This is a genomic window from Streptomyces sp. B21-083 (assembly GCF_036898825.1).
Classification (GTDB): Bacteria; Actinomycetota; Actinomycetes; order Streptomycetales; family Streptomycetaceae; genus Streptomyces.
Genome location: NZ_JARUND010000001.1, coordinates 1095640 through 1118799 on the forward strand (window position 1 = coordinate 1095640; position 23160 = coordinate 1118799).

Genomic DNA, 23160 nt, shown 5'->3' on the forward strand with positions numbered 1-23160 from the left:
CGCGGGCCCGGTCGGGGCTGGTCGCGCAGTTCCCCGCGCCCCTTGCGGGGGGCGCGGGGCGTCCCCTCGATCGTCAGGCCGGCGCCGACCGGTAGAGGCCGAGTTCCGCGATCCGCACCTCCGCGCGCGCCCGCGTCACCCGAACCCGCCACCGCCGGGCCCGTACGGGTGCCGTCAGCAGCAGGATCCGGCTCGCACCGACCGTGCCCGCCCCCGCCACCCGGGTCCAGCGGCCCCCGGTGAACACCTCGACGACGAAGTCCTCGACCTGCTGTCCGAGCCGGATGTCCTCCGCGAGCCGGACCCGGTCCACCTCCCGCTCCCTGCCGAGGTCGACGGTGACGGTCCCCGGCGTCCGGGTCACCTGGGCCCCGAGCGTCAGGTCGGCCGGCAGCTCCCGGTCGACGCGCTCCCGGAACTCCTTCAGCCGGGTGACGTCGGAGGCGGCGAGGCGGCCGTCCGTGTCCGGCGGGACGTTGAGGAGGAGTACGGCGTTGCGGCCGACCGAGCCGAAGTAGATCTCGGTCAACTGGTCGACTGTCTTGGGCTGTTGGTCGGCGTGGTAGAACCAGCCGTCCCGGATCGACACATCGCACTCGGCCGGCCACCACTGGACGTAGTCGGCCACCCCACGAGCCGCGACGAGGGCGTCCCGGCCGCCCATGTCCGCCGCGTCGTAGGAGAGCGCGAAGTCGGTCCGGCCGTAGTCCTTCTCGGTGACCGGTACGACGCTCCACTCGTTCTCGCGCGCCAGGCCGCCCTCATTGCCGACCCAGCGGACATCGGGGCCGGAGACGGCGATCGTGGCGTCCGGGGCGAGGGCGCGGACGAGGGTGTACCAGCTGTCCCAGTCGTACTTCTCGACCTTGTCCGGCGGGATGCGCCCCTGGGCGCCGTCGAACCAGACCTCGTCGACGGGCCCGTACTCGGTGAGGACCTCGTAGAGCTGGTCGAGCATATGGGCGCCGTAGTCGGTGGCGGGGAGGGTGAACACCGGGCCGTCCGGGCGGTCGTCGTTTGCGAGCGGTGTCGGGATGGTGTGCTCGGTGCGCGCGCTGCCGTTGGCGTAGACACCGTGCAGATACTGGTTCTCGTCGGCCGGGGAGATGTACACGCCGACCTTCAGCCCGTACCGCCGCATGGAGTCGGCGAACGAGCGCAGTACGTCGCCCTGTCCGCCACGCCAACTGCTCGATGCCACCGAGTGGCCGGTGTACCGGGAGGGGTAGAGGACGAAGCCGTCGTGATGCTTGACGGTGAGGATGGCGAGCCGGAAGCCGCCGTCGCGCAGGGCCCGCGCCCACTGGTCGGTGTCGAGGCCGGCCGGCTGGAAGACGTCCGGGTCCTCGTCGCCCGTGCCCCATTCGAGGCCGGTGAAGGTGTTGACGCCGAAGTGCAGGAACGCGGTCCGCTCCTGCCGCTGCCAGGCGATCTGCCGTGCGGTGGGCCTGACTTGGGATGCCTTGCGGACAAGGACCTCGGCGGAGTCGGTGGGGCCGACGGGGATACGGAAGGCCGGTTCCTCCGCGACCGGGGCCCCGAGCGGAGCCGCTGCCGGAGCCGGGGCGGCGAGGGCCTGTGAGGTGCCCCTGGATGCGGCGATCGCGGCGGCCGCCGTGACGAAGAGACGTCTGGAGACTGTCATGGGGAACGACTCCTCGGGTCAAATGGTTTCAGTTGACGGTGGTCAAGGGCCAGACAGCGGGCGGGCGTTGGTCCGGCGGGTACTGCACGAGACGACCGCCGTCGGCCACCTGCACCGCCATCCGTGTGATCGCGTTGACGAGTTGGTAGCCCCCCGCGACCTGCTCCAAATCCCAGCGCTGCAGGGTGTTCGCCGCGTCACAGGTCTGCGCGGTGAGCTCGACGCCGGGCTGGAGCGGGGTGTTGAGCGTGAGTTTCCCGCCGCGCACCTCCAGACAGCCGTCGCCGGTCCGCAGGGTGACGTATCCGTCGGGGGTGCGTCGCACGTCGGCGGTGAGGGAGGTGCCACCCGTCGCCGTGAAGGTGTACGTCCCGTCCGTGACCGGCACCCGGGTCAGGTCCCGCCAACCGGGTGCGTGCCCTACAGTCGTCCCCCGCGCGGTGAACCGGGCATACGTGGCGTCGGGATGCGGATCGCCCCAGGTGGCCTGTGCGAGCTGCCGCAACGCCGGGCCGGTGTCGACGGCGACCTCGTTCTCGGTCTCGCCGCGTCCGTTGTCCGGCCAGAGGCTGATCTTCGCGCCGGTGATGCCCTGACTGGAGGCGAGCTTCTCGCCCTCGAAACCGCGCGGGTCCCAACTCTGGTCGTACAGACCCTTGGTGTCACTGTGGAAGCCGCCCCGGACGAGGTACAACGCATAGGCCGCGTTCATCAAAGGGTAGCCCTGGGCCTGGAGTTGGCTCGGTTTCACGGCCACGTTCAGCCAGTGCTCCACGGTGGTGCCCGCGGCCACCGGCACGGTGTTGGCGCCGGTGAGCCCGTCGTTCCAGATGCGCAGCTTTTTGCCCTTGGCCGCCAGGTAGGTCTGGATCCGGTTGACGAAGTCGATGAACGCGTCCTGGGGTGTGGCGTTCGCCCCGAACTGGTCCCGGGCGTACCGGAGCATCTGCGGGTACTTGGCGAAGTCGGAGCCGAGCATGTACTCGTCGGCGCCCATGTGCCAGGAGCCGCCGGTGAACACCTGCGCATACTCGTCGATCAGGCTCGTGTAGTAGTCGAAGGCGGCCGGCTGGGTGATGTCGAGCCTGCTGGGCTGCTTGTCGCCGTCGGAGTCGGTGAGCTGGAGATCCGGGCGGTTCTCGATCCAGGGGTCCATGTGGCCCGGGGAGTTGATCTCCGGGATGATCTCCACGTGGTACTTGTCGCCGAGGGCGACGAGCCGCCGTATCTCGTCCTTGGTGTAGTAGCCCCAGGTGTTGGCCTCGGGGTGGGTGTCGCTCTTCACCTTGAGTTCCAGGAGCAGCTGGTTGAGCTTGTGGTACGCCATGTCGCGTACGAGGTTCTCCAGCCACTCCGTCGAGATGTGGATGTAGCAGGCGCACACGCCGACGCCCCGTTCGGCGTACCGGGGTACGTCGACCGTGCGTCCGGCGGGGATCCGGTCGCCCTGGGCGAGGAGCTGGAGGAGGGTGCGGGTGCCGTAGAAGACGCCGCGTTCGGTCGCGCCGGTCACCGACAGCCGTGCGCCGGCCCGGAGTTCGTATCCCTCGGCGCCCAGTGCGGTCCGCCCCGGGGCCACGTCGATAACGATGTCACCGGCACGCGCACCGCCGCTCACCACGGGTACGGTGCCGTGGCCCGCCGCGCGCAGATCATCGGCGAGAGTGTCGGCGACCTTCCGCTCGGGCGTGGAGTCGGCGACAAGCCGGGCAGAGGCGGCATACCGGTAACTCCCCTGCTCCGGGGTCCAGTTCGCGAGGGCCGGCACGGTGACGGGGACGCCGGCCACCCCGGTGCGCGCGACGGCCGGGACCGGGGCGGCCAGCAGCAGGAAGGCCACCAGCACCCCCAGAAGCCGACCTCGTGGATACCTACTCATCTGGAAGCTCCCATTCATCGGAGGTGTGATGATTGAGCGCACCCCAAGGGCTGTCAATGGGGCCCGAGGCCGGGACGGTTGGGCCAGTGATCGGATGACCAGCGACTCCATGACGGAAGCCGGGGGTCCCCACGCCAGAAAAGTCCAAGAGAACCGGTCCGAATGTCCAAGCTCGACGACACTCGACGCCCCATGTACTCACGAGTAGCCTCATCGCCTCACGCGTAGCACGATGTGTTGTATCCACCCCGAGGAGCCCCCGTGACCAGCTGGGCCGGCCGTACCGCCGTCGAGATCGCCGCCGCCGTACGCGAGAAGCGCGTCACACCGCGCGAAGTCGTGGCCGAGCATCTCGCGCGCATCGAACTGCTGGACGCCCGCGTCGGCGCGTTCCGCCGGCTTCGGTCCCAGGAGGCGCTGGCCGAGGCGGACGAGGTGGCGGGCCGCCCGGACCTGGCGGACCTCCCGCTCGCGGGCGTGCCCATCGCGGTGAAGGACAACCTGGGCGTGCGCGGTGAGTCGACGCGGCACGGTTCCCCCGCGACGCCGGACACCCCCGCCGACCACGACCACATCACCGTGGCCCGGCTCCGGGCGGCCGGCGCGATCGTCGTCGGCGTCACCAACGTGCCCGAGCTGTGCATCTGGGGCACGACGGAGGGCCCGCTCGGCACGGCCCGCAACCCCTGGGACACCACCCGCACGGCGGGCGGTTCCTCGGGCGGCAGCGCGGCGGCCGTCGGCGCCGGGATGGTGCCGATCGCGCTGGGCAACGACGGCATGGGCTCGCTGCGGATCCCCGCCGCCAACTGCGGTGCCGTCACCATCAAGCCGGGCCTCGGGGTCGTCCCGGCGGGCATCGGGAACGGCGACTGGTTCGGCATGTCGGAGAACGGCCCGCTGGCGACGACGGTCGAGGACGCCCGCCTGATGCTGTCGGTCCTCGCGGACACGGAGTTCGTACGGTCGGACGCGCACGCCGGCCGCAAGATCGCCCTCTCCGTCCGCAGCCCCATCGCCGGCGTCACCATCAGCAGGCCGTTCGCGTCAGCCGCGCGTGAGGCCGCCGCGCTGCTGGACAGTGCCGGTCACGAGGTGCGGCCCGCCGACCCGCCCTACCCGCTGTCGATCGGCGTGACCTCGTTCACCCACTGGACAGCGGGCACGGCACGGGACGCGGAGGGCTTCGACCGGAGCGGACTGAGCCGGCGCACCAGGGTCCACGCGGCCGTCGGGCGCCGGTTCGTCGGTTACGTCGAGCGGGGTCAGCACAAGCAACAGCTGCGTCGGCGCCTGGAGCCGTTCTTCGCCGAGCACGACGTGCTGCTCACCCCGGCACTCGCCCGGCGCTCGCCCACCGCCACGGCCTGGCACGAGCGGGGCTGGCTGCGAAACATCCTCGCCAACACGAACTACTCGCCGATGACACCCCCGTGGAACCTGACGGGCTGGCCGGCGATGGCCGTACCGTTCGGCACCCTGCCCTCGGGCGCGCCCTGCTCCGTACAGCTGGTGGGCCGCCCGGGCTCGGAGGCCGTACTCCTCGACGTGGCGCAGCAGTTGGAGGAACTGCACCCTTGGCAGCGGACGGCCCCGCTCGCCTAGAAGCCCTTGTACATGATGTGCAGGCCCACCCGGCCGTGGCGAGGATGGTCGAACGCGTCCGGCACGGTGCCCAGGATCGTGAAGCCGAGCGAGGTCCACAGCTTGACCGCCGGGTTGGTCTCGACGACGGCGTTGAACACCATGCCCCGGTAGCCGTGGGCCGCCGCCTCGTCCAGGACGTGATCGGCGAGGGCGCGGCCGATGCCACGGCCGCCGCGGTCGGGGTCGACCATGAAGCCGGCGTTGGCGATGCGGGCGGCCGGGCCGCCGTAGTTGGGGGTGAGGAACGCGGAGCCCACGACGGCTCCGGCAGTGTCCTCGGCAACGTACACCTGCTTGGCCGGGCTCATCCACAGGGCGCGGGCCGCTTCCTCGGATGTGTCCGGGGCCCAGGTGTAGGTCTCGGCGGCGGCGACGACGCGGTGCCAGAACGGCCAGATCCGCGGCCAGTCTTCGGCGGTGGCCCGCCGGATCTCTGTGCTCAGCATGGGCGCGAGTCTGGCACGCCCATGCTGACGGCGATCTCTACAGGTCCTGTCGGGGCGTCAGTCGACGCTGGGCAGGATGTGGGGCTCGGCGAGGTCGTCCTCGTAGCCCGCCAGGCGGATCGGGGCCGACCTGGCCCACACGTCGAGGCTGCCGAGCCGGTCGCTCCGGTCTTCGGGGGCCGCCGTGCGTTCCTCAGGGCCTTGTTCGAGATTCGTCTTCTCCGGTGTCACCGCGCACTCCTTATGTGTCGGGTCACCCTCGGGACTTCGGGACCAGTCTGATGCCGGCCGCTCCACATCCACTCGGGTCTGGGTCAAGAGCAGTCAGGACGCGGTGGCGCCGGTAACGGACCGTGGGTGTGGGTGGAACCCAGTCGTGCTGCCCGTCCGCTCCAGTATTAACCAAATGAGCGGGCGCCCGCTCGATGGGGTGAAAACAAGGAGTAAAGAACTCAAGTCGCTCAGTGTTCATTCAGCCATAATCTGCGGTTGTTTGTAACGTTGAGCACGTTTTGCGTTTCACCCGTACGGCTCAGCCGACGCACCCACGTACGCCGATGTCGCATCAGGTCCGGCAGTTCAGCTCCCGTTGGCCCGCGCGCCAGTCGGCCATGGTCTGCTGCCGACGGCAACGGCTGGTCCCGCGGTGGAACTCGGGATGACTGACGTATGGAGCTGCGCGGCGTCGAGGAACTGATGGATCTGCTGCACGCCTGCCGGGGCACCCCGGGAACACGGCGGCGGCACGGCCGGTCCGGTCGACCTGAACCAGCACGCCCTCCAGACGGCCGCCCTGTTGCGCCGAAGTCGCCCCGCCGACAAGGAACTTCAGGTGGCGGGCCTGGTCCATGTCATCGGCCGGCTCCTCGTACCCGGCGTCCCCACCCGGCACGCCCGGGTCGCGGCCGACACCGTCCGGCACCTGCTCGGCGAACGGGTCGCCCGCCTCGTACACGACAGCCCGTACGCCACGGACCTGGACCCGCATACGGACGCCGACACGCTTGCCCTGCGCCAGGCGGACGAGGCCGGCCGGGTCCTGGGCTTCGACGCGGGAGTCCTGGAGGACTGGAGCACCCTGCTGGAGCTGGTCGCGGAGCAGCACTCACGGATGGGCGCCGTCGACTGAACCCCTGAACCCCCTCTGGTCCAGGGGCTGTTCGCTGACGGTCCGTCATGAGACGGTACGCGGATGACGTCGCCGTACGGACTCGAAGGGCGGGTCGCCCTGGTCACCGGGGGCACGCGCGGGATCGGGCTGGCCGTCGCCGGCGCGCTGACGCGGGCGGGGGCGCGGGTGTGTGTGACGGCCCGTGACCCGGACGGGGTGCGGCGGGCCGCCGAGGAACTCGGTGGGGTCGGACTGGCGGGCAGTGTCGCCGATCCGGCACACCTGTCGGCGTTGACCGACTTCACACTCGACGCGTTCGGGCGGCTCGACATCGTCGTGAACAACGCGGCGACCAACCAGCCCTACGGCCCGCTCATGGACGCGGACCCGGACACCTGGCGCGAGGCGTTCACGGTCAACGTCGAGGCGCCTCTGCGGCTGACGCAGTGCGTGTGGCGGGCGTGGATGCGCGAACACGGCGGCACAGTCATCAACATCTGCACGGAGGGCGCCACACATGTCGGCCCCCACGTGGGCGCGTACGGCACCAGCAAGTCCGCGCTCCTGCACCTCACCCAGCAGCTCGCCGGCGAGCTGGCCCCGAGGGTACGGGTCAACTCGGTCTCCCCCGGCCTGGTCCGCACGGAGATGGCCCGCTTCGTCTGGGAGCACGACGAGAACACCATCGCCGCCGGCCTCCCCCTGGGCCGTATCGGCGAACCCGCGGACGTGGCACGGGCGGTGCTGTGGCTCGCGTCGGACGAGTCGGAGTGGGTGACAGGCACAGACCTATTGGTGGACGGCGGAACCCGGGTACACCCAGCGCAAACGGCCGCCACCTACACGGTTCGTGACCACATGCGTCAACACAGACCCACCTAGGGGCGCGGGGCTGTGTCGATATGCGGCTCCGCCGCGTGGGCGCGACCAGCCCCCGCGGGCCCGCAGACGCCCTACCACCCGCCTACCACTTACCGGGCGCGTAGTCCTTCATGAAGACCCCGTACAGATCCTCCCCCGCCTCACCCCGCACGATCGGGTCGTACACCCGAGCCGCCCCGTCGACCAGGTCGAGTGGCGCATGGAACCCCTCGTCGGCCAGGCGCAGCTTGTCGTAGTGGGGACGCTCGTCCGTGATCCACCCGGTGTCGACCGAGGTCATCAAGATCCCGTCCGCCTCGAACATCTCCTGCGCACTCGTCCGCGTCACCATGTTCATCGCGGCCTTCGCGGCGTTCGTGTTCGGATGGCCCGCACCCTTGTAGCCGCGGCCGAACACGCCCTCCATCGCCGACACGTTGACGATGTACGCCCGCTTGCTGACCGCGCCGCGCGCCGCCCCGGACATCGCCGGCCGCAGCTTGCTGATCAGGATGAACGGCGCCGTGTAGTTGCACAGCTGGGTTTCGAGGAGCTCCACCGGGGAGATCTGCTCGATGGTCTGCACCCATGTGTTCGTGTCCACCACGTCGGGGACGAGGCCGCCCGCGTCGATGGCCGTGCCGTCGAGGTGCCGGGCCACGCTGGCGTTGCCCGCGACCAGGGCGAGGTCGGCGACCTTCTGGGCGTCGAGGCCGCTGATGCCGACGGGCAGCGCGGTCAGTCCGTCGACCGCGCCGGAGTTGAAGGCGCCGATGACGTGGTGGGCGGGCAGCTCACCGGCCGGCAGCGGAGCGCTCTCCGCCTCGACCAGCGCGGCGTACGCGGACGGCAGCCGGCGTACCGTCTGGGTCGCGTTGTTGATCAGGATGTCGAGCGGGCCCTGCTCGGCGATCCGGTCGGCCAGGGCCACGACCTGCGCCGGGTCGCGCAGGTCTGTGCCGACGACCTCCAGTCGGTGCAGCCACTCCGCCGAGTCGTCCATGGCCTTGAAGCGGCGGATGGCGTCCTTGGGGAAGCGCGTGGTGATCGTGGTGTGCGCGCCGTCGCGCAGCAGCCGCAGCGCGATGTACATGCCGATCTTGGCCCGGCCGCCGGTGAGCAACGCGCGCTTGCCGCTGAGGTCGGTGCGGGCGTCGCGGCGGGAGCGGTTCTCGGCGGCGCAGTTCTGGCAGAGCTGGTGGTAGAAGTAGTCGACCTCGACGTAGCGGGTCTTGCAGGTGTAGCAGGAGCGCGGGCGCTGGAGTATCCCCGCGATCTGCCCCTCCACGGTCACCGACGACGGCAGGATGCCCTCGGTCTCGTCGTCGATGCGCTGGGCGGAGCCGGTCGCCGTGGACTCGGTGACCGCCTTGTCGTGGGCGGTCTTGGAGGCCCGGCGCTCCTGCCTGCGGCGCTGCTTGACCGTGCGGTAGACGCCGGCGGTGGCGCGGCGCACGGCGATGGCGTCGGGGTGGTCGACGTCCAGCTTGTCGAGTTCTTCGAGCACGCTGAGGCAGACGGCCATGCGCTCGGGGTCGATGCCGGGACCGTAGGAGACGTCGCCTACGACGTCCATGCCGTCCACGGCCGTCGGGCCGTCCTCTGTCACCGTCATCGCGCTGCCGTTCCCTGGGTCGCCCTCGCGGCGCTCGGACGGCGCCAGCTCTCGAACAGGCGATTTTACGGAAGCCCGGGCCCAGTCACCAAACCCGCGACGATCATGACGCAGGTCACAGGGTGCAGGCGGCGACCAGTGTCTCCACCTCCGCGGCCAGCGCGGCGGCGAACCGGTCGAGGTCCGGGACGGCTTCCGCGTCCGCGACGAGCCCGAAGTGGACCTGCCCCCGGTAGGTCGAGACGGCGACCGCCAGTGACTGGCCCTGGGCGAGCGGGGCGAAGGGGTAGACCTCGGTGAGCGGGTTGCCGCCGAGCTTCAGGCCGAGGCTGGGCAGCGGCACGCTGGTGACGAGGATGTCGAACCAGAGCCGGGCGGCCTGCTTGACCAGCGGTCCGCCGAGCCGGTGGCCGAGCGGTGGCACATGGTCGGCGAGCAGTGCGACCGCGCCGGCACCCCGCCCGGGGCCCGCGTCCTTGTTGCGGTCCATGGCCCTGCGTACGGAGTCGAGGCGCCCGACCGGGTCCGGGTCGTCTACGGGGAGCCGCATCAGGTACCCGGAGAGGCGGTTGCCCTGCGGATGCGCGGTGCGTGGACGCCGTTTGGAGACGGGGATGAGCGCGCGCGGGGCGACTCCCTCGCTCCCGTCGCCTCGCTCGTCGAGCCAGCGGCGCAGGGCTCCCGCGACGACGGCGATGAGTACGTCGTTCACGGTGCCGCCGACGGTCTTACGTACGCGGTGGACATCGTCGAGGTCGATGGCGAGCCCGGCAGTGCGGCGGGTGCCGGTCGGTTCGGCGACGAGCGCGGCGGACGAACGGGTGCTCAGGGTCCCCAGGCCGGAGCGGGCGACGGAGGCACCGATGTCCAGGGCGCGGCCCACGTCGGAGAACGCGTCGCGTACCAGTCCGGGCAGCTTGCGGACGTCCGGGAAGAGACCGGTGGCCGGCTGTTCGGGGCGCGGGCGGGGCGCCGGCAGGTCGAGGGGGTCCATGACGCCGGCGGCGAGGGTCAGTGCGCGCAGACCGTCGGCCAGGGCGTGGTGGAACTTGAACAGCACCGCGAAGGACTCACCGTCCTCGGCGGGCAGCACATGGGCTTCCCAGGGCGGCCGGCCGCGTTCGAGCGAGCGTTCCATGAGGCGTCCGGCCTCGGCGTGGAAGTCGGGGGTCGGAGCGTGCAGCCGGACGTGGTCGAGCGGGTCGAAGTCCGGCGCCGCCTCGCGGGTGGCGCCCCCGAAGGCCAGCGGGAGCAGGGGCTGCCAGACGTCCCGGATGCGCATGCGCAGGCCCGGGACGGCCGGAGCGCGGGCGGCGAGGAGATCGGCCGCGTGGGCTCCGGCGGTCGGCGAGTGGGCCGAGAAGACACCGAGAGCACCCAGATGCATGGGGTGCAGGTCGGAGTCCATGTTCCAGAAGGCCAGGTCGAGGGGGGCGAGCAGGCCCGCGGTCTCAGAGGTCAAGGGATCACTCTCGCGTCGACGACGGGTGAGTCAGCAGTCAATCGCTTGCAGGCGATTACGGTCAAGTACGATCAAGCTACGCTCAGTTAACAACGTATTACGTCCCGCCGCTGCGGAAGCGACGGGCCGTCAGCGACTCACGGGGTTGTCAGGGGCTGCGGGGGCGGCTATTTCAGGGCCGGCGGCGCCGCATCCGCGCCGATACCCCACCCGGACGGCTCCGGGCCGACCGTGAAGTCGAGCGAGCGGGCACCCCTCAAGATCCCGCTCGTCACATACGTACGGCTGTACGAGGAACCGTCGACGGCCACCGACTGGACGTACCGTCGGCTGTCCGACGTACCGGGTGCTGTCACCGTGAGGGCGCCGAGGGGGTAGTAGCGGGGGTCGAGGGTCAGGTCGACCCGGTCGAAGACGGGTGTGGACAGGCCCCAGGTGTCGTAGCCGGGCTGCACCGGGAAGATCCCGATCGCGGACAGGACGTGCCAGGCGGACATGGTGCCCATGTCGTCGTTGCCGGTCATACCGGCCGGGCCGTCCGTGTAGAGGGTCAGCGCGGCGTGCACGACGTCGGTCGTCTTCCAGGGCTGTCCGGTGGAGAGGTAGGTGTAGGGGGCGGTGAGGTCGACCTCGTTCTGCGGGTTGTACTTGTCCGCGTTGTAGTAGGCGTACGGGCCGTTCACCCACACCTCGCGGGCCGTTTTGGCCGGGTCCGCCGTCAGCCGGTCGTAGGCGAAGAAGGCGTCGAGCCGCTCGTTGGCCGCCTGTCTGCCGCCGAGCAGGTCCACCAGGCCCGGCAGGTCCTGCGGGACCAGCCACTGGTACTGCCAGGCCGTGCCCTCGTGGAACCCGTCGCCCTTGGCCGGATCGGGGTCGCCCGCGAAGGCGCCCGAGCCGTCCCGGGGGCGGAAGAAGCCGGTCGAGGCGTCGAAGACGTGCCGGTAGCTCCGCGCCCGGGCCGCATAGCGGTCGGCGTCGGCGTCGTGGCCCAGCCCGCGTGCCATCCGGGCCAGCATCGCGTCGGAGAGGGCGTATTCGAGGGTGACGGACGCGCCCCAGTGGTAGTCCGAGTCGCCGGGCTTGGTGCGCGGGCGGTCCTTGAGACAGGGCGCGAAACCGTTCTCGATGTACTCCCGGTTCGCCTCGCGCCCCAGCATGGGCAGGGCGGCGGGCGCAACGCCGTCGGCGTTCTTCTTCAGGGCGCGGTAGGCCCGCTCCTCGTGGCCGTGCAGCAGTCCCTGCTGGTAGGCGTGGGTGAGGAACGGGGTGACCGGGTCGCCGGTCATGATGTTCGTCTCGACCGTGCCGTAGCCCCACTTGGGCAGCCAGCCGCCCTCCTCGTCGATCTTCAGCACCGAGAGCGCCATGTCCCGGGCCTCGCGGGGCGCGAGCAGCGACAGGAGCTGCGCCTGGGTGCGATAGGTGTCCCACAGGGACCAGTTCTGGTAGTACGTGAAGTCCCGCGCGTGGTGGGTCTTCAGGTCCCAGCCGGTGTAGCGGCCGTCGGCGTCGCTGCCGGTGTTGGGGGCGAGGAAGCTGCGGTAGAGGGACGAGTAGAAGGTCCGGCGCAGCGTGTCCGAGCCGCCGGTCACGCCCACTTCGTCGAGGCGCGCCTCCCAGGCGTCCCGGGCCGCCTCCCGCACGTCGTCGAACGGGCGTCCGCCCTCGACGCGCAGGTTGCCCGCCGCGCCCTCCGCGTCGACGTACGACAGGGCGGTGGTCGCCTCGACGGTGCGGTCCCCGTCCGTCGTGTCGAAGCGGACGTAGGCGCCGTCGCCCCCGGTCCGGGAGCCGTCGGTGACCGTGGTGCCGTCCCAGGTGCCGTACGCCGTGAAGGGCCGGTCGAAGCGGGTGATCGTGTGGACGGTGTACGGGTTCGTGCCCCGGCAGAAACCGGAGCCGGTGATCGTCGTACGCACGGTCCGGTCGTCGAGGATCTCGACCCGGTTCGCCACCTTGGTGTGCAGCGACTGGCCCGCGTTGAGCAGCACGTTGGCCCGCGTGGTCGCCGGGAAGGTGTAGCGCTGGACTCCGGTGCGAGCGGTCGCCGTCAGCTCGGCGTCGATGCCCGACTTCAGGCCGACCTTGTAGTAGCCGGGGCTCGCGGACTCGCTGTCGTGGGTGAACTCGGCGGCGTAGGTCGCGTAGTCGGTGCTCGTGATGTCGCCGGTGGTGGGCAGGACGGGCAGGTCGCCGCCGATGCGGCAGCCGACGCCGGAGAGGTGGACGAGGGAGAAGCCCCGGATACGGGTCTGGGAGTAGCGGTAGCCGGTCTTGTGCCCGGTGTCGGGCGAGAGCTGCACCATCCCGAAGGGCACGGTCGCGCCGGGGAAGGTGTTGCCCTCGTTCTCCGTGCCGATGAAGGGGTTGACGAGGTCGGTGAGCCGCTCGTCACGGGCATGGGCGGCCGGGGCGGCGAGCCCACCGGCGAACAGGGCGGCGGCCGTCACCGCTCCCGCGGTGCGCAGCGTCCATCTCACAGGGAGAACCTCCGAAGGCTCGGGCCGGATGGCGGGACGGCCCGCTGGAGTCAGCCGGGTCCGTGTCCCGGATCCGTTCCTCGCCGGCCGCCCCGATCCGCGCCGCGTCGCGCACGGTCACCTCGGGGCCGTACGGCAACAGCCCGTTCGGCTCACCGCGCCGGACCCCGGACACGCCGCCGGCCCCGGTGAGCACGGGCTCACCGGGGCCGACGGCATGGGCATGGGCGTATCCGGGGCTATGACACGTGCTGGCCCTTCCCGAGGCCGATCACACCGCCCTTGGAGACGGTGTACAGGTCGGCGTCCCGCTCCGGGTTGACGCCGATCGTGGCGCCCGGCGGGACCTCGACGTTCTTGTCCAGGACTGCCCCGCGCACGATGGCGCCCCGCCCGATGCGCACGTTGTCGTGCAGGATCGACCCCTGCACCACAGCGCCCGGATCGACGCGCACGCCGGGCGAGAGAACCGAGCGCGAGACCTGGCCCCGGATCAGGCACCCCGCACTGATGATCGACTCGCTGGCGATGCCACCGGCGTTGAAGCGGGCGGGCGACAGCTGGCCCGAGTGGGTGTAGACGGGCCAGTCGCGGTTGTAGAGGTTGAAGGCGGGCCGTTCGGCGATCAGGTCCATGTGGGCGTCGTAGTACGCGTCGAGCGTGCCCACGTCCCGCCAGTAGCCCTGGTCGCGGGTGGTCTCGCCGGGGACGTGGTTCCCGCTGAAGTCGTACAGCTGGGCCTCGCCCCGGTCGGTGAGCGAGGGCAGTATCGAACCGCCCATGTCGTGCACGGAGTCACCGTCCTCGGCGTCCCGCTGCAGGGCCTCTATCAGCGCCTTGGTGGTGAAGATGTAGTTGCCCATCGACGCGAACACGCACCCGGGGTCGTCGGGCAGACCGGGCGGGTCCACGGGCTTCTCCAGGAAGCCCTGCACACTCTGGCCGTCCGAGCCGGGACTGATCACACCGAAGGACGACGACTCGGCGCGCGGCACCCGTATGCCCGCCACCGTGACCCCGGCGCCGCTCTCGATGTGCTGGTTGAGCATCTGGCGCGGGTCCATGCGGTAGACGTGGTCGGCGCCGAACACCGCGACGTAGTCGGGCTGTTCGTCGTGCACGAGGTTGAGGGACTGAAGGATGGCGTCGGCACTGCCGAGATACCAGCGCGGGCCCAGGCGCTGCTGGGCCGGGACCGGGGTGACGTAGTTTCCGAGCAGACTGGACATCCGCCAGGTGGTGGTGATGTGCCGGTCCAGCGAGTGCGACTTGTACTGCGTGAGCACGCAGATGCGCATGATGTCACCGTTGACGAGGTTGGACAGGACGAAGTCGACCAGGCGATACGTTCCGCCGAAGGTCACCGCTGGTTTCGCGCGGTCCGCGGTCAAGGGCATCAGGCGTTTGCCCTCTCCGCCCGCCAGCACGATCCCGAGCACAGAAGGCCCACCACGACGCATCGCCGCTCCCCTCACCGTGGTTGTGCACGATGCTTGCCCGTACGCCGGTCGGGCTAAGCCTGTTGACCTTGTTTGGTGATCTCCTCATAGAGACTCACCGTCCGCCGGGCCACCGCGTCCCAGCCGAACTCCCCCACCGCGCGCTCCCGTCCGGCGTCCCCCATGCGCCGCGCGGCCTCCGGATCACCGATCACGGAGTCCAGGGCACGCGCGAGGTCCGCCTCGAAGACTCCCGAGTCGTCGTCCAGGGACACCAGTACCCCGGTTTTCCCGTCCTCCACCACCTCGGGGATGCCCCCGACCCGCGAGGCCACGACGGGAGTCCCGCAGGCCATCGCCTCCAGGTTGACGATACCCAGGGGCTCGTACACCGAAGGGCAGACGAACACGGCGGCGTGCGTGAGGAGCTGGATGACGTCCGGTCGGGGCAGCATCTGCGGGATCCAGAAGACGCCTTCACGTACGGCGCTCAGCTCCTGGAACAGTTCGCGGAACTCCCGGTCGATCTCCGGGGTGTCGGGGGCGCCCGCGCACAGTACGACCTGGGCCGCCGGGTCGATGTCCCGTACCGCGCGCAGCAGATGGGGCACGCCCTTCTGGCGGGTGATGCGGCCGACGAACAAAACGTAGGGCCGGTCGGGGTCGACGCCGATCCGGGTGAGGGCGTCCGTGCCGTGGTCGGGCTGGTAGAGGCTGGTGTCGATGCCGTTGTGCACGACGTGGACCGTGGCCGGATCAAGGGCCGGGTAGCAGGCGAGGATGTCCTCGCGCATCGCCCCGGACACGGCGATCACGGCGTCGGCCGCCTCGATGGCGGTGCGCTCGGCCCAGCTCGACAGGGCGTATCCGCCGCCGAGTTGCTCGGCCTTCCAGGGGCGCAGGGGCTCCAGGGAGTGCGCGGTCATCACGTGCGGCACGCCGTACAGAAGCTTGGCGAAGTGGCCGGCGAGATTGGCGTACCAGGTGTGGGAGTGGACGAGTTCGCGGCCTTCGAGGGCGGCGGCGATGGAGAGGTCCGTGGAGAACGTGCGCAGCGCGTCGTTGCTCCCGTCGAGCGCCGGCCAGGACCGGTGCCGGATGACGCCGACGCCGCGGCCCTCACCCCAGCAGTGCACCTCCAGGTCGGTGAGGGCGCCCAGCTCCCGGGCGAGGAATTCGACATGGACGCCCGCGCCGCCGTATACATCCGGCGGGTATTCCCGGGTCAGCAGGCCCACACGCACCCAAAACTCCCTGTCTCGGCGGTTGGTTCCCACATGGTCACCCAGATGCGGCGTCCGGGGAAGACCATGGGGTCCTGGTGAAGCAGCAGTCGCCGCAGATCCCGCCGCCGGGCACCCGGTAGTAGAGGCAGCAGCTGCGCCGCCGGAAGGCGGTGCCGGTGAGGGTTCCGGTCGGGGCGAGGCGGGGGTGGGTGAACAGTTCGACGGCCAGGGCGCGGGCTCGGGTGCCGGCGTCCGTGCCCGCCCCGCGCGTTCCGCTCGCCCAGCGGTCGAGTTCGCGGGCCGCGCCGGCGAGTGCCGAGCCCGCGTTGCCCCACAGCAGGCCTTCGGCGACGCCGTACCGGGCGTGCAGGGCGGCCGTGAGGGGCTCCAGGTGCCCTCGTACGACGAGATCCGCGACCGTCGTCGCGTCGGCCGCCCGGGGACGTACCGCCGACAGCCACAGGTCGTCGGGGGCGGACGCGGCGGCGTCCCAGTGGAGCAGACGGGGATCGAGGTCGGGGACGCTGCCGTACAGGACGGCGCAGGCGAGGGCGACGGACCACAGACGGGCCGCGAGCGCCTGTTGGGCGATCGACGCGGAAACCCGCAGCTCAGAGACATGGAGACGGTCCGTGACCGTCTGAATACGCAAAGTTATGGAATCCGCGTAAACGTCCTTGCCGCGATGGGCGTACGCCTGCGCGAGTGTCGGCGGCGGGTCGGTGGGGGCTCCGGCCGTGCGTAGTACGAAGAAGCCGCCGAGCGGCCGGAGCGCCGCGAGATCGGGGTCGAGGTCCACGAAAGGCAGTAGTACCAGGTCGGGCGGGAGCTGTACGCAGCCGCTCCGCCCCCGCGTCACCCACCCTGGGGAGGACGTGCGCGGCGGCGTACTCCATCGGCAGTAGGACCCAATGAATGCTCTGGTACGACGACATGGCGCCCGCGAGGGGGGATCGTAGTGACCATGGAAGCCGACCGTTCGCCGCGCCGGGCCCCGCGCCCTCGCTGCACGCAGAGGAGTTGCTCATGAGCGCCCTCGCGTTGTCCATCCTGCTGTCGCTCTTCTCCGCTGTCGCCTACGCGGGCGGGGCGATCGTGCAGGAACGGGTCGCGGATTCCGAACACGCCCGGTCCTACGCGGCCATGCGCAGGCCGGTCTGGTGGGCCGCCGTGGCGCTGAACGGGTTCGGTGGAGTGCTCCACGTGGTGGCGCTGGCCTTCGGCCCCCTGAGCGTCGTCCAGCCGATGGGCGCGCTGACCATCGTGTTCGCCCTGCCTATGGCGGCCCTGTTCGTGCGCCGCAAGGCCGGGGCGGCCGCCTGGCGGGGCGCGATCATGGCGACGCTCGGACTCGCGGGCCTGCTGTCCCTGGTCGGCACGTCCGAGGCGCAGTCTTTGGGCACCACCGAGCGCGTGCTCCTGGCGGTCTTCACCGGGTCCGCCGTGGTGACGCTGATGGTGGCGGCCCGCGCCGCGCACCGCCACCCGGCGGTGCGCAGCACTCTGCTCGCGATCGCGTCCGGTATCGCCTTCGGTATGTCGTCGGTGTTCACGAAGGTGGTCGCCGTGGACTGGTCCGGTGGCCTCACGGCCGCGGATCTGCCCTCGCTGGCCCTGATCGCCGTGCTCGGTGCCTCCGGTCTGCTGCTCTCGCAGGCGGCCTACCGGGGCGGCGGCCTCACGGCCCCGCTCGCGACGCTGACCGTCGTGAACCCGGTGGTGGCCGCGGCGGTCGGCATCACGATGTTCGGCGAAACCTTCCGCTACGGCACCACGGGCACCATCCTCGCGCTGAGCTGCGGTGTGGTCGCGGCCGGCGGGCTGATCCTGCTCACCACGGAGCGGCTGCAGCACAGCGCCCACGCCGACGCCCACCCGCTGCCCTCCGCCTTTCCTGCCCCTGCTTCCGCTGCTTCGGCACACCCGGCACCGGTACCGGTACCGGCACAGACAGGGTCCGGGCCCGAGGAGACGGCGGCGGTGACGGAGGAGCCCGCCCGGCCGGTTCTGGCCGCCGCGGTCCCAGCGGCACCCGCGCAGGACACGCCCGACGAGGAGCCTCTCCCCTACGGGGCCTTCTACGGCATCCCCTACGTGCCGATCCCGATTCCCGCCCGGGACCAGCACCGTATGCGGGTCAAATCCTGACGCCTCCCGCCCGGAGATAGGCCACCGGGTCGATGTCGCTGCCGAAGCCGGGTCCCGTCCGCACCTCGAAGTGCAGATGCGGGCCCGTGCTGTTGCCCGTGGAACCGGACCGCCCGATGCGCTGCCCGGCCGACACCGACTGTCCGGCCCGCACGGAGATCGCGGACAGATGCGCGTACTGCGAGTAGCGCCCGTCGGAGTGCCGGATCACCACCTGGTAGCCGAAGGACCCGCCCCAGCCCGCGTCGACGACCTCGCCCACTCCGACCGCCCGTACGGACGTACCGGTGGGCACCGGGAAGTCGACGCCCGTGTGGTAGCCCTTCGACCAGGAGGAACCCGCCTTGTGGTAGGGCGTCCCGGTCGCGGCACTCACGGGCGACATGAGGGTGCTGGTGGTCGGCGCCTTGGGGGCCTGGGTCGCCGCGGGCCTCTCGGCGGTGCGCGAAGGGGCCTTCTCCGTCCGGGACTTGTGGGCGGGCTCGGCGGTGGCGGGGGCGCCGGGTGCGGCCTTCGTACGGAGGTTCAGTCGCTGGCCGGGGACGATGAGGTCCGGGTCGGCGCCGATCGTCCTGCGGTTGCCGGCGTACAGGCGCTGCCAGCCGCCCTTCACCGAGCGGTCGTCCGCGATGCCGGAGAGGGTGTCGCCGTGCACGACGGTGTACATCTCGGCGGTGCCCGCCTGGGACTGGGGTGTGGTCTGCGGTTTCACGTCACGGACGGTCCGCTGGGACCTCCGTTCCACGCCGACGGAGTCGCCCGCGCCGCCCGCGGGGTGGATGTCGGGAGTGTCGCCGCCCCGGGTGAGGCCGGCGCGGACCGAGCAGGCGGGCCACGCGCCAGGGCCCTGCGCCTTGAGCACCTTCTCGGCCACGGCGATCTGCTGGTCCCGGGTGGCCAGATCCGCGCGCCCCGCGTAGACGGTGCCGCCGTACGCCTCCCAGGTGGACTGGTTGAACTGGAGGCCGCCGTAATATCCGTTGCCGGTGTTGATGCTCCAGTTGTTCGTGGACTCGCAGGCGGCGACCTTGTTCCAGGTCGCCATGTCCGCCGCGTCCGCCACTCCGGCGCCGACGAACGGGAGCGCTATACCGGCGCCACCTGCGGTGACGGTGAGCGAGGCGCGGTTGATCCTGTTCGGTTGGTACCGGCGGTGCTTGCCGCGTACGGCCATGGAAGAGCCCCCTCACCTGTGCCAGGAGCCGCAAAAGTAAACGCTGCGAACAGGCCACACAAGCGGCAAACCAGCCTCTGTGCGGCCGAAGTACGTCTGCGGCGAGGTCGAAGTGGCCGGGAATACGGGCCGGTTGTGTGAATGCTGAGGCAGGTGGGGGTTCTGGTGCGTATCTGCGTACGCAGGAACGGCCAACCCGGATGTGCGGTCGGCGTACCGGCACGTCAGGATGGTCCGAAGGGCAATACTGACGAGCACGACACGCGACGCGTTCGGCACCACCGATTCCAGGACCTACCGGCACCACCGTTTTCCAGGACCCACTAGGAGTCATCCGCATGAGCAACTCAGCCCAGATCGGCGTCACGGGACTCGCGGTGATGGGCCGCAACCTCGCCCGCAACTTCGCGCGCAACGGCTACACGGTCGCGCTGCACAACCGGACGGCGGCACGCACGCACGCCCTGGTCGAGGAGTTCGGGACCGAGGGCGACTTCATCGCGGCCGACACCGCCAAGGAGTTCGTGGCCGCGCTGGAACGGCCGCGCCGGCTGGTCGTCATGGTGAAGGCCGGTGAGCCGACCGACGCGGTGATCCAGGAGTTCGCGCCGCTCCTGGAGCCCGGCGACATGATCATCGACGGCGGCAACGCGCACTTCGCGGACACCCGGCGCCGGGAGCGCGACCTGCGCGAGCAGGGCATCCACTTCGTGGGTATGGGCGTCTCCGGCGGCGAGGAGGGCGCGCTGCTCGGCCCGAGCATCATGCCGGGCGGCCCGGTCGAGTCGTACGACTCCCTCGGACCGATGCTGGAGAAGATCTCCGCGAAGGCCGAGGACGGCACCCCCTGTGTGTCGCACGTGGGCCCGGACGGCGCCGGTCACTTCGTGAAGATGGTCCACAACGGCATCGAGTACGCCGACATGCAGCTGATCGGTGAGGCGTACCAGCTGCTGCGCGATGTCGCCGGGTACTCCCCCGCGCAGATCGCCGACATCTTCCGCACCTGGAACACGGGCCGTCTCGACTCCTACCTGATCGAGATCACCGCCGAGGTGCTGTCGCACGTCGACGCGGCGACGGGCAAGCCGTTCGTGGACGTGGTGGTGGACCAGGCCGAGCAGAAGGGCACCGGCCGCTGGACCGTGCAGATCGCCCTCGACCTGGGTGTACCGGTGTCGGGCATCGCCGAGGCGGTGTTCGCCCGCTCGCTGTCCGGGCACGCGGCGCTGCGCGAGGCCTCGCGCGGGCTGGCCGGCCCGAAGGCGACCCCGCTGAGCGAGTCGGAGGCGGCGGCCTTCGCCGACCGCGTCGAGCAGGCGCTGTACGCGTCGAAGATCGTGTCGTACACGCAGGGCTTCCACGAGATCGCGGCGGGCGGCGCCGAGTACGACTGGGACATCGACCTCGGTGCCGTCTCCGCCCTCTGGCGCGGTGGCTGCATCATCCGGGCGGCCTTCCTGGACCGTATCCGCGCCGCGTACGACGCCCGGGCGGACCTGCCGAGCCTGCTGTCCGACGACACGTTCGCGCAGGAGATCGGGGCCGCGCAGGACGACTGGCGCGAGGTGCTGGTCGCGGCGACCCGCCAGGGCGTGCCCACGCCGGGCTTCGCGGCGGCCCTCGCGTACTACGACGCCCTGCGCGCGGAGCGGTTGCCTGCGGCGCTTACGCAGGGGCAGCGGGACTTCTTCGGGGCGCACACCTACCGGCGCACGGACCGCGAGGGCGCGTTCCACACGCTGTGGGGCGGCGACCGGTCCGAGGTCACGGGCTAGGTCGCTCCGCGGGTTGGGCGCGTGTTCGACCGCGGGCCGGTGGTGTTGTTCGCGCAGTTCCCCGCGCCCCTTAAGGGGCGCGTGACGGTGGTCCGAAGTGACGGGCTGGCGGGGCGCTCTGCGCGGTGGGCCGTTGTTTGCCGCGGGTCCGTGGGGGTTGTTCGCGCAGTTCCCCGCGCCCCTTAAGGGGCGCGTGACGGTGGTCCGAAGTGACGGGCTGGCGGGGCGCTCTACGCGGTGGGCCGTTGTTTGCCGCGGGTCCGTGGGGGTTGTTCGCGCAGTTCCCCGCGCCCCTTAGGGGGCGCGGGGAAGGTGGGCGGTCGGGTTTTCCGGCCGCCCACCTGGCGTTTTCGTCCCGGCGTTGGGTCAGTACAGGGGTGGGCCCGGTTCGGGGTCGGGGACCGGCTCGGGGCCCGGGGGTTGTGGGATCGGCGACGGGGCCGGGTCCGGCGGTACGGGAGTCGGCCCCGGGGGCTGGGGTTCCGGGTCGGGGCCCGGCGGGGGACCCGGAGTCGGGTCCGGGTAGGGGCCGGGGGTGGGGCCCGGCGGGACAGGGCGGGGATACGGGTCCGGTTGCGTCACTGTGTCCTCCAGCCAGTGGGTACGTCGGCTCTGGACTTCTCCCCCGCGTACCCGGCGCACGCGCCCCCACTCACTCCGACGCGCTACGCGCCCGCGACCAGGTGGGTCACGCTGTCACGGTCGCCCGGCCTCGGCGGCCCGTGCCGCCGCCGCGCCCGCCGCCAGACCCGGCCTGGGGCTGGACAGCACCGGCACCGTGGTGGTCGTCAGCGGCTGCGCCTGGGTCATGGAGGCCTGGGCGAGGATGATCGCGTCGGCGCTCTCGCCGGGGATCGAGTCCACCGCGTCGGCCACCGAACGGACGTAGCCCTCCGTGTCGCCCGCCTGGAAGAGGGCCCAGGCGCCGTCGACGAACAGTGTCCGTACGTCGGCGGGGAGCCCGGCACGACGCGCTTCCTCCTCGACGAGGGCCACCGTGGGCCCGAACGTGCTCTCCGAGGTAGCGACCACGACCACCCTCGGTCCGATGGCCACCGCCTCGGCGGCCATCGGACGGTCGACCCGCAGCACCGGCACCCCCACCTCCTCGGCGGCGGCCTCCGCGACACCGCCGATGGACGAGCAGGTACAGAGCACGGCGACGGCGCCTCCGGCGACGGCCTGCTCCAGGACGGCCCGGACATCACCGGCCACGGCGTCGGGCCCGTCGGCCCGCGCGCTGGTCAGCAGATCCTCGTGGACGAAGTGGACGAGTTCCAGGCCCGGGTGGTCCTCGTCGCACAGGGCGTCGAACACCGGGATGTGCAGGGGCGAGGTGTGCAGAAGGGCGAGCACGGTGCGGAGAGTCCCTATGCCGGTCGACGTCGGATCAGATCGGATCAGATCTCATCGGATCAGAAACGGTCGGGGTGCGCCGCGAGCCACTCCTTGGCGGCGCGGAGCAGGTCGGGGTCCGCCGCCGGGGCCTCGTCGGGGTGACGCTCGGCCCACTTCACGACGTACGGGCAGAGGGGGGCCACGACGATGCCCTCGCGGGCGGCCATGAGGTAGAGCTCGCGGGCCAGTGAACCCGCGATGCCCTTCCCCTCGTGCGCCGGCTCGACGATCGTGTGGACCGGGACCAGCGCGCGTCCACGCGCGGCGAGCACGAAGTACTCGATGCGGCCCACGACTTCACCCGCCGCCAGCGCCTCAAGGCGGCCCGCCGGCCGGTCGTCGCGGATCTCGATGTCACTCATGGGCACTCCTGCTCGAATCGTCGCATCGTCGCCTCGTCGGACGCACCGGCTCGCAGACCGGTCAGATGGTGACGGCCTGCGGACTGCGCTCCTGGTCCGAGCCCGGCACCGGCTCAGCCGGGTCGGCGCCCAGCGCCACGACGCGGTTGCCCTGGTCCACATGGACCACCTTCGGCCGCAGCGCCCGCGCCTCGGCGTCGGTCACCTGAGCGTAACTGATGATGATCACGAGATCTCCGGGATGGACGAGGTGGGCCGCCGCCCCGTTGATCCCGACGACACCGGACCCCCGCTCGCCCTCGATGACGTACGTCTCCAGCCTGGCGCCGTTGGTGATGTCGACGATGTGCACGAGTTCACCGGGCAGCAGGTCGGCGGCGTCGAGGAGATCGGCGTCGATGGTCACGGAGCCGACGTAGTGCAGATCGGCCTGGGTGACGGTGGCGCGGTGGATCTTGGACTTGAGGATCGTGCGCAGCATTTTGCACT

At 71.1% G+C, this 23160-nt stretch carries 19 protein-coding genes; 5 read left to right on the top strand and 14 right to left on the bottom strand.

Annotation, left to right across the window (positions count from 1 at the left end):
- Positions 1–73: 73 nt before the first annotated feature.
- Together QA861_RS04955 and QA861_RS04960 are read right to left on the bottom strand one after the other, a co-directional pair.
- Positions 74–1645 carry an alpha-L-fucosidase gene (locus QA861_RS04955; RefSeq protein ID WP_334586978.1) on the bottom strand — a complete coding sequence of 524 codons (1572 nt, stop codon included), beginning with the start codon at positions 1643–1645 and terminating at the stop codon, positions 74–76.
- A 28-nt stretch (positions 1646–1673) separates the two neighbouring features.
- The gene (locus QA861_RS04960) at positions 1674–3524 is read right to left on the bottom strand and encodes a glycoside hydrolase family 20 protein (protein WP_334586979.1); all 1851 of its coding nucleotides are present in this window, start codon (positions 3522–3524) and stop codon (positions 1674–1676) included.
- 261 nt (positions 3525–3785) lie between these two features.
- On the opposite strand from QA861_RS04960, the gene QA861_RS04965 reads away from it, so the two are divergent.
- Positions 3786–5129 (top strand): amidase, encoded by a 1344-nt coding sequence (locus QA861_RS04965; protein ID WP_334586980.1) that lies wholly within the window; start codon positions 3786–3788, stop codon positions 5127–5129.
- Here QA861_RS04965 and QA861_RS04970 read toward each other — a convergent pair.
- Positions 5126–5617 carry a GNAT family N-acetyltransferase gene (locus tag QA861_RS04970; RefSeq protein ID WP_334586982.1) on the bottom strand — a complete coding sequence of 164 codons (492 nt, stop codon included), beginning with the start codon at positions 5615–5617 and terminating at the stop codon, positions 5126–5128. The genes QA861_RS04965 and QA861_RS04970 overlap by 4 nt on opposite strands.
- Positions 5618–5674: 57 nt before the next feature.
- A complete protein-coding gene (locus tag QA861_RS04975; RefSeq protein ID WP_319091046.1) occupies positions 5675–5848 on the bottom strand; it encodes a hypothetical protein in 174 nt (57 codons plus the stop codon).
- A gap of 601 nt (positions 5849–6449) precedes the next feature.
- Between QA861_RS04975 and QA861_RS47000 the strand changes: the two genes are divergently transcribed.
- Positions 6450–6746: a hypothetical protein gene (locus QA861_RS47000; protein ID WP_443041444.1), complete on the top strand. Its 297-nt coding sequence runs from the start codon at positions 6450–6452 to the stop codon at positions 6744–6746.
- Between the two features lie 63 nt (positions 6747–6809).
- A complete protein-coding gene (locus tag QA861_RS04985) occupies positions 6810–7610 on the top strand; it encodes an SDR family oxidoreductase (protein ID WP_334586983.1) in 801 nt (266 codons plus the stop codon).
- An 82-nt stretch (positions 7611–7692) separates the two neighbouring features.
- On the opposite strand, the gene QA861_RS04990 is transcribed toward QA861_RS04985, so the two are convergent.
- The 6 genes from QA861_RS04990 to QA861_RS05015 form a co-directional block, all read right to left on the bottom strand.
- The gene (locus QA861_RS04990) at positions 7693–9204 is read right to left on the bottom strand and encodes an SDR family NAD(P)-dependent oxidoreductase (protein ID WP_334586985.1); all 1512 of its coding nucleotides are present in this window, start codon (positions 9202–9204) and stop codon (positions 7693–7695) included.
- Positions 9205–9319: 115 nt separating this feature from the next.
- Positions 9320–10612 carry a wax ester/triacylglycerol synthase family O-acyltransferase gene (locus tag QA861_RS04995; RefSeq protein WP_334590452.1) on the bottom strand — a complete coding sequence of 431 codons (1293 nt, stop codon included), beginning with the start codon at positions 10610–10612 and terminating at the stop codon, positions 9320–9322.
- A gap of 221 nt (positions 10613–10833) precedes the next feature.
- Positions 10834–13146, bottom strand: coding sequence for a GH92 family glycosyl hydrolase (locus QA861_RS05000; protein WP_334586986.1), 2313 nt, complete (start codon positions 13144–13146; stop codon positions 10834–10836).
- 239 nt (positions 13147–13385) lie between these two features.
- On the bottom strand, positions 13386–14606 hold the full coding sequence (gene glgC, locus QA861_RS05005; RefSeq protein ID WP_334586988.1) for a glucose-1-phosphate adenylyltransferase: 1221 nt from the start codon (positions 14604–14606) through the stop codon (positions 13386–13388).
- 53 nt (positions 14607–14659) lie between these two features.
- Positions 14660–15829, bottom strand: coding sequence for a glycogen synthase (glgA, locus tag QA861_RS05010; RefSeq protein ID WP_334586989.1), 1170 nt, complete (start codon positions 15827–15829; stop codon positions 14660–14662).
- A gap of 37 nt (positions 15830–15866) precedes the next feature.
- A complete protein-coding gene (locus QA861_RS05015) occupies positions 15867–16610 on the bottom strand; it encodes a (2Fe-2S)-binding protein (protein ID WP_334586990.1) in 744 nt (247 codons plus the stop codon).
- 227 nt (positions 16611–16837) lie between these two features.
- Between QA861_RS05015 and QA861_RS05020 the strand changes: the two genes are divergently transcribed.
- Entirely contained in the window at positions 16838–17959 is a 1122-nt protein-coding gene (locus QA861_RS05020) for a DMT family transporter (protein WP_334586991.1), read from the top strand.
- On the opposite strand, the gene QA861_RS05025 is transcribed toward QA861_RS05020, so the two are convergent.
- The gene (locus QA861_RS05025; RefSeq protein WP_334586992.1) at positions 17949–19133 is read right to left on the bottom strand and encodes a transglycosylase family protein; all 1185 of its coding nucleotides are present in this window, start codon (positions 19131–19133) and stop codon (positions 17949–17951) included. The two genes, QA861_RS05020 and QA861_RS05025, sit on opposite strands and share 11 nt — an antisense overlap.
- A gap of 338 nt (positions 19134–19471) precedes the next feature.
- Between QA861_RS05025 and gnd the strand changes: the two genes are divergently transcribed.
- Positions 19472–20911: an NADP-dependent phosphogluconate dehydrogenase gene (gnd, locus tag QA861_RS05030; RefSeq protein WP_334586993.1), complete on the top strand. Its 1440-nt coding sequence runs from the start codon at positions 19472–19474 to the stop codon at positions 20909–20911.
- Between the two features lie 696 nt (positions 20912–21607).
- On the opposite strand, the gene QA861_RS05035 is transcribed toward gnd, so the two are convergent.
- From QA861_RS05035 to panD, 3 genes are all read right to left on the bottom strand, one after another.
- The gene (locus QA861_RS05035) at positions 21608–22267 is read right to left on the bottom strand and encodes an aspartate/glutamate racemase family protein (RefSeq protein WP_334586994.1); all 660 of its coding nucleotides are present in this window, start codon (positions 22265–22267) and stop codon (positions 21608–21610) included.
- 59 nt (positions 22268–22326) lie between these two features.
- A complete protein-coding gene (locus QA861_RS05040) occupies positions 22327–22671 on the bottom strand; it encodes a GNAT family N-acetyltransferase (RefSeq protein ID WP_334586996.1) in 345 nt (114 codons plus the stop codon).
- 61 nt (positions 22672–22732) lie between these two features.
- Positions 22733–23152, bottom strand: a complete 420-nt coding sequence (panD, locus tag QA861_RS05045) for an aspartate 1-decarboxylase (protein ID WP_334586997.1) — start codon at positions 23150–23152, stop codon at positions 22733–22735.
- Positions 23153–23160 lie beyond the last annotated feature (8 nt).

Excerpts from the sequence above, each read along its gene's own strand:
- panD (WP_334586997.1), bottom strand. The coding sequence starts at position 23,152 with ATGCTGCGCACGATCCTCAAGTCCAAGATCCACCGCGCCACCGTCACC.
- QA861_RS05040 (WP_334586996.1), bottom strand. The coding sequence starts at position 22,671 with ATGAGTGACATCGAGATCCGCGACGACCGGCCGGCGGGCCGCCTTGAG.
- QA861_RS04995 (WP_334590452.1), bottom strand. The coding sequence starts at position 10,612 with ATGGACTCCGACCTGCACCCCATGCATCTGGGTGCTCTCGGTGTCTTC.
- QA861_RS04960 (WP_334586979.1), bottom strand. The coding sequence starts at position 3,524 with ATGAGTAGGTATCCACGAGGTCGGCTTCTGGGGGTGCTGGTGGCCTTC.
- QA861_RS05025 (WP_334586992.1), bottom strand. The coding sequence starts at position 19,133 with ATGGCCGTACGCGGCAAGCACCGCCGGTACCAACCGAACAGGATCAAC.
- gnd (WP_334586993.1), top strand. The coding sequence starts at position 19,472 with ATGAGCAACTCAGCCCAGATCGGCGTCACGGGACTCGCGGTGATGGGC.
- QA861_RS04985 (WP_334586983.1), top strand. The coding sequence starts at position 6,810 with ATGACGTCGCCGTACGGACTCGAAGGGCGGGTCGCCCTGGTCACCGGG.
- QA861_RS05020 (WP_334586991.1), top strand. The coding sequence starts at position 16,838 with ATGAGCGCCCTCGCGTTGTCCATCCTGCTGTCGCTCTTCTCCGCTGTC.
- QA861_RS04990 (WP_334586985.1), bottom strand. The coding sequence starts at position 9,204 with ATGACGGTGACAGAGGACGGCCCGACGGCCGTGGACGGCATGGACGTC.
- QA861_RS04970 (WP_334586982.1), bottom strand. The coding sequence starts at position 5,617 with ATGCTGAGCACAGAGATCCGGCGGGCCACCGCCGAAGACTGGCCGCGG.
- glgC (WP_334586988.1), bottom strand. The coding sequence starts at position 14,606 with ATGCGTCGTGGTGGGCCTTCTGTGCTCGGGATCGTGCTGGCGGGCGGA.
- QA861_RS04955 (WP_334586978.1), bottom strand. The coding sequence starts at position 1,645 with ATGACAGTCTCCAGACGTCTCTTCGTCACGGCGGCCGCCGCGATCGCC.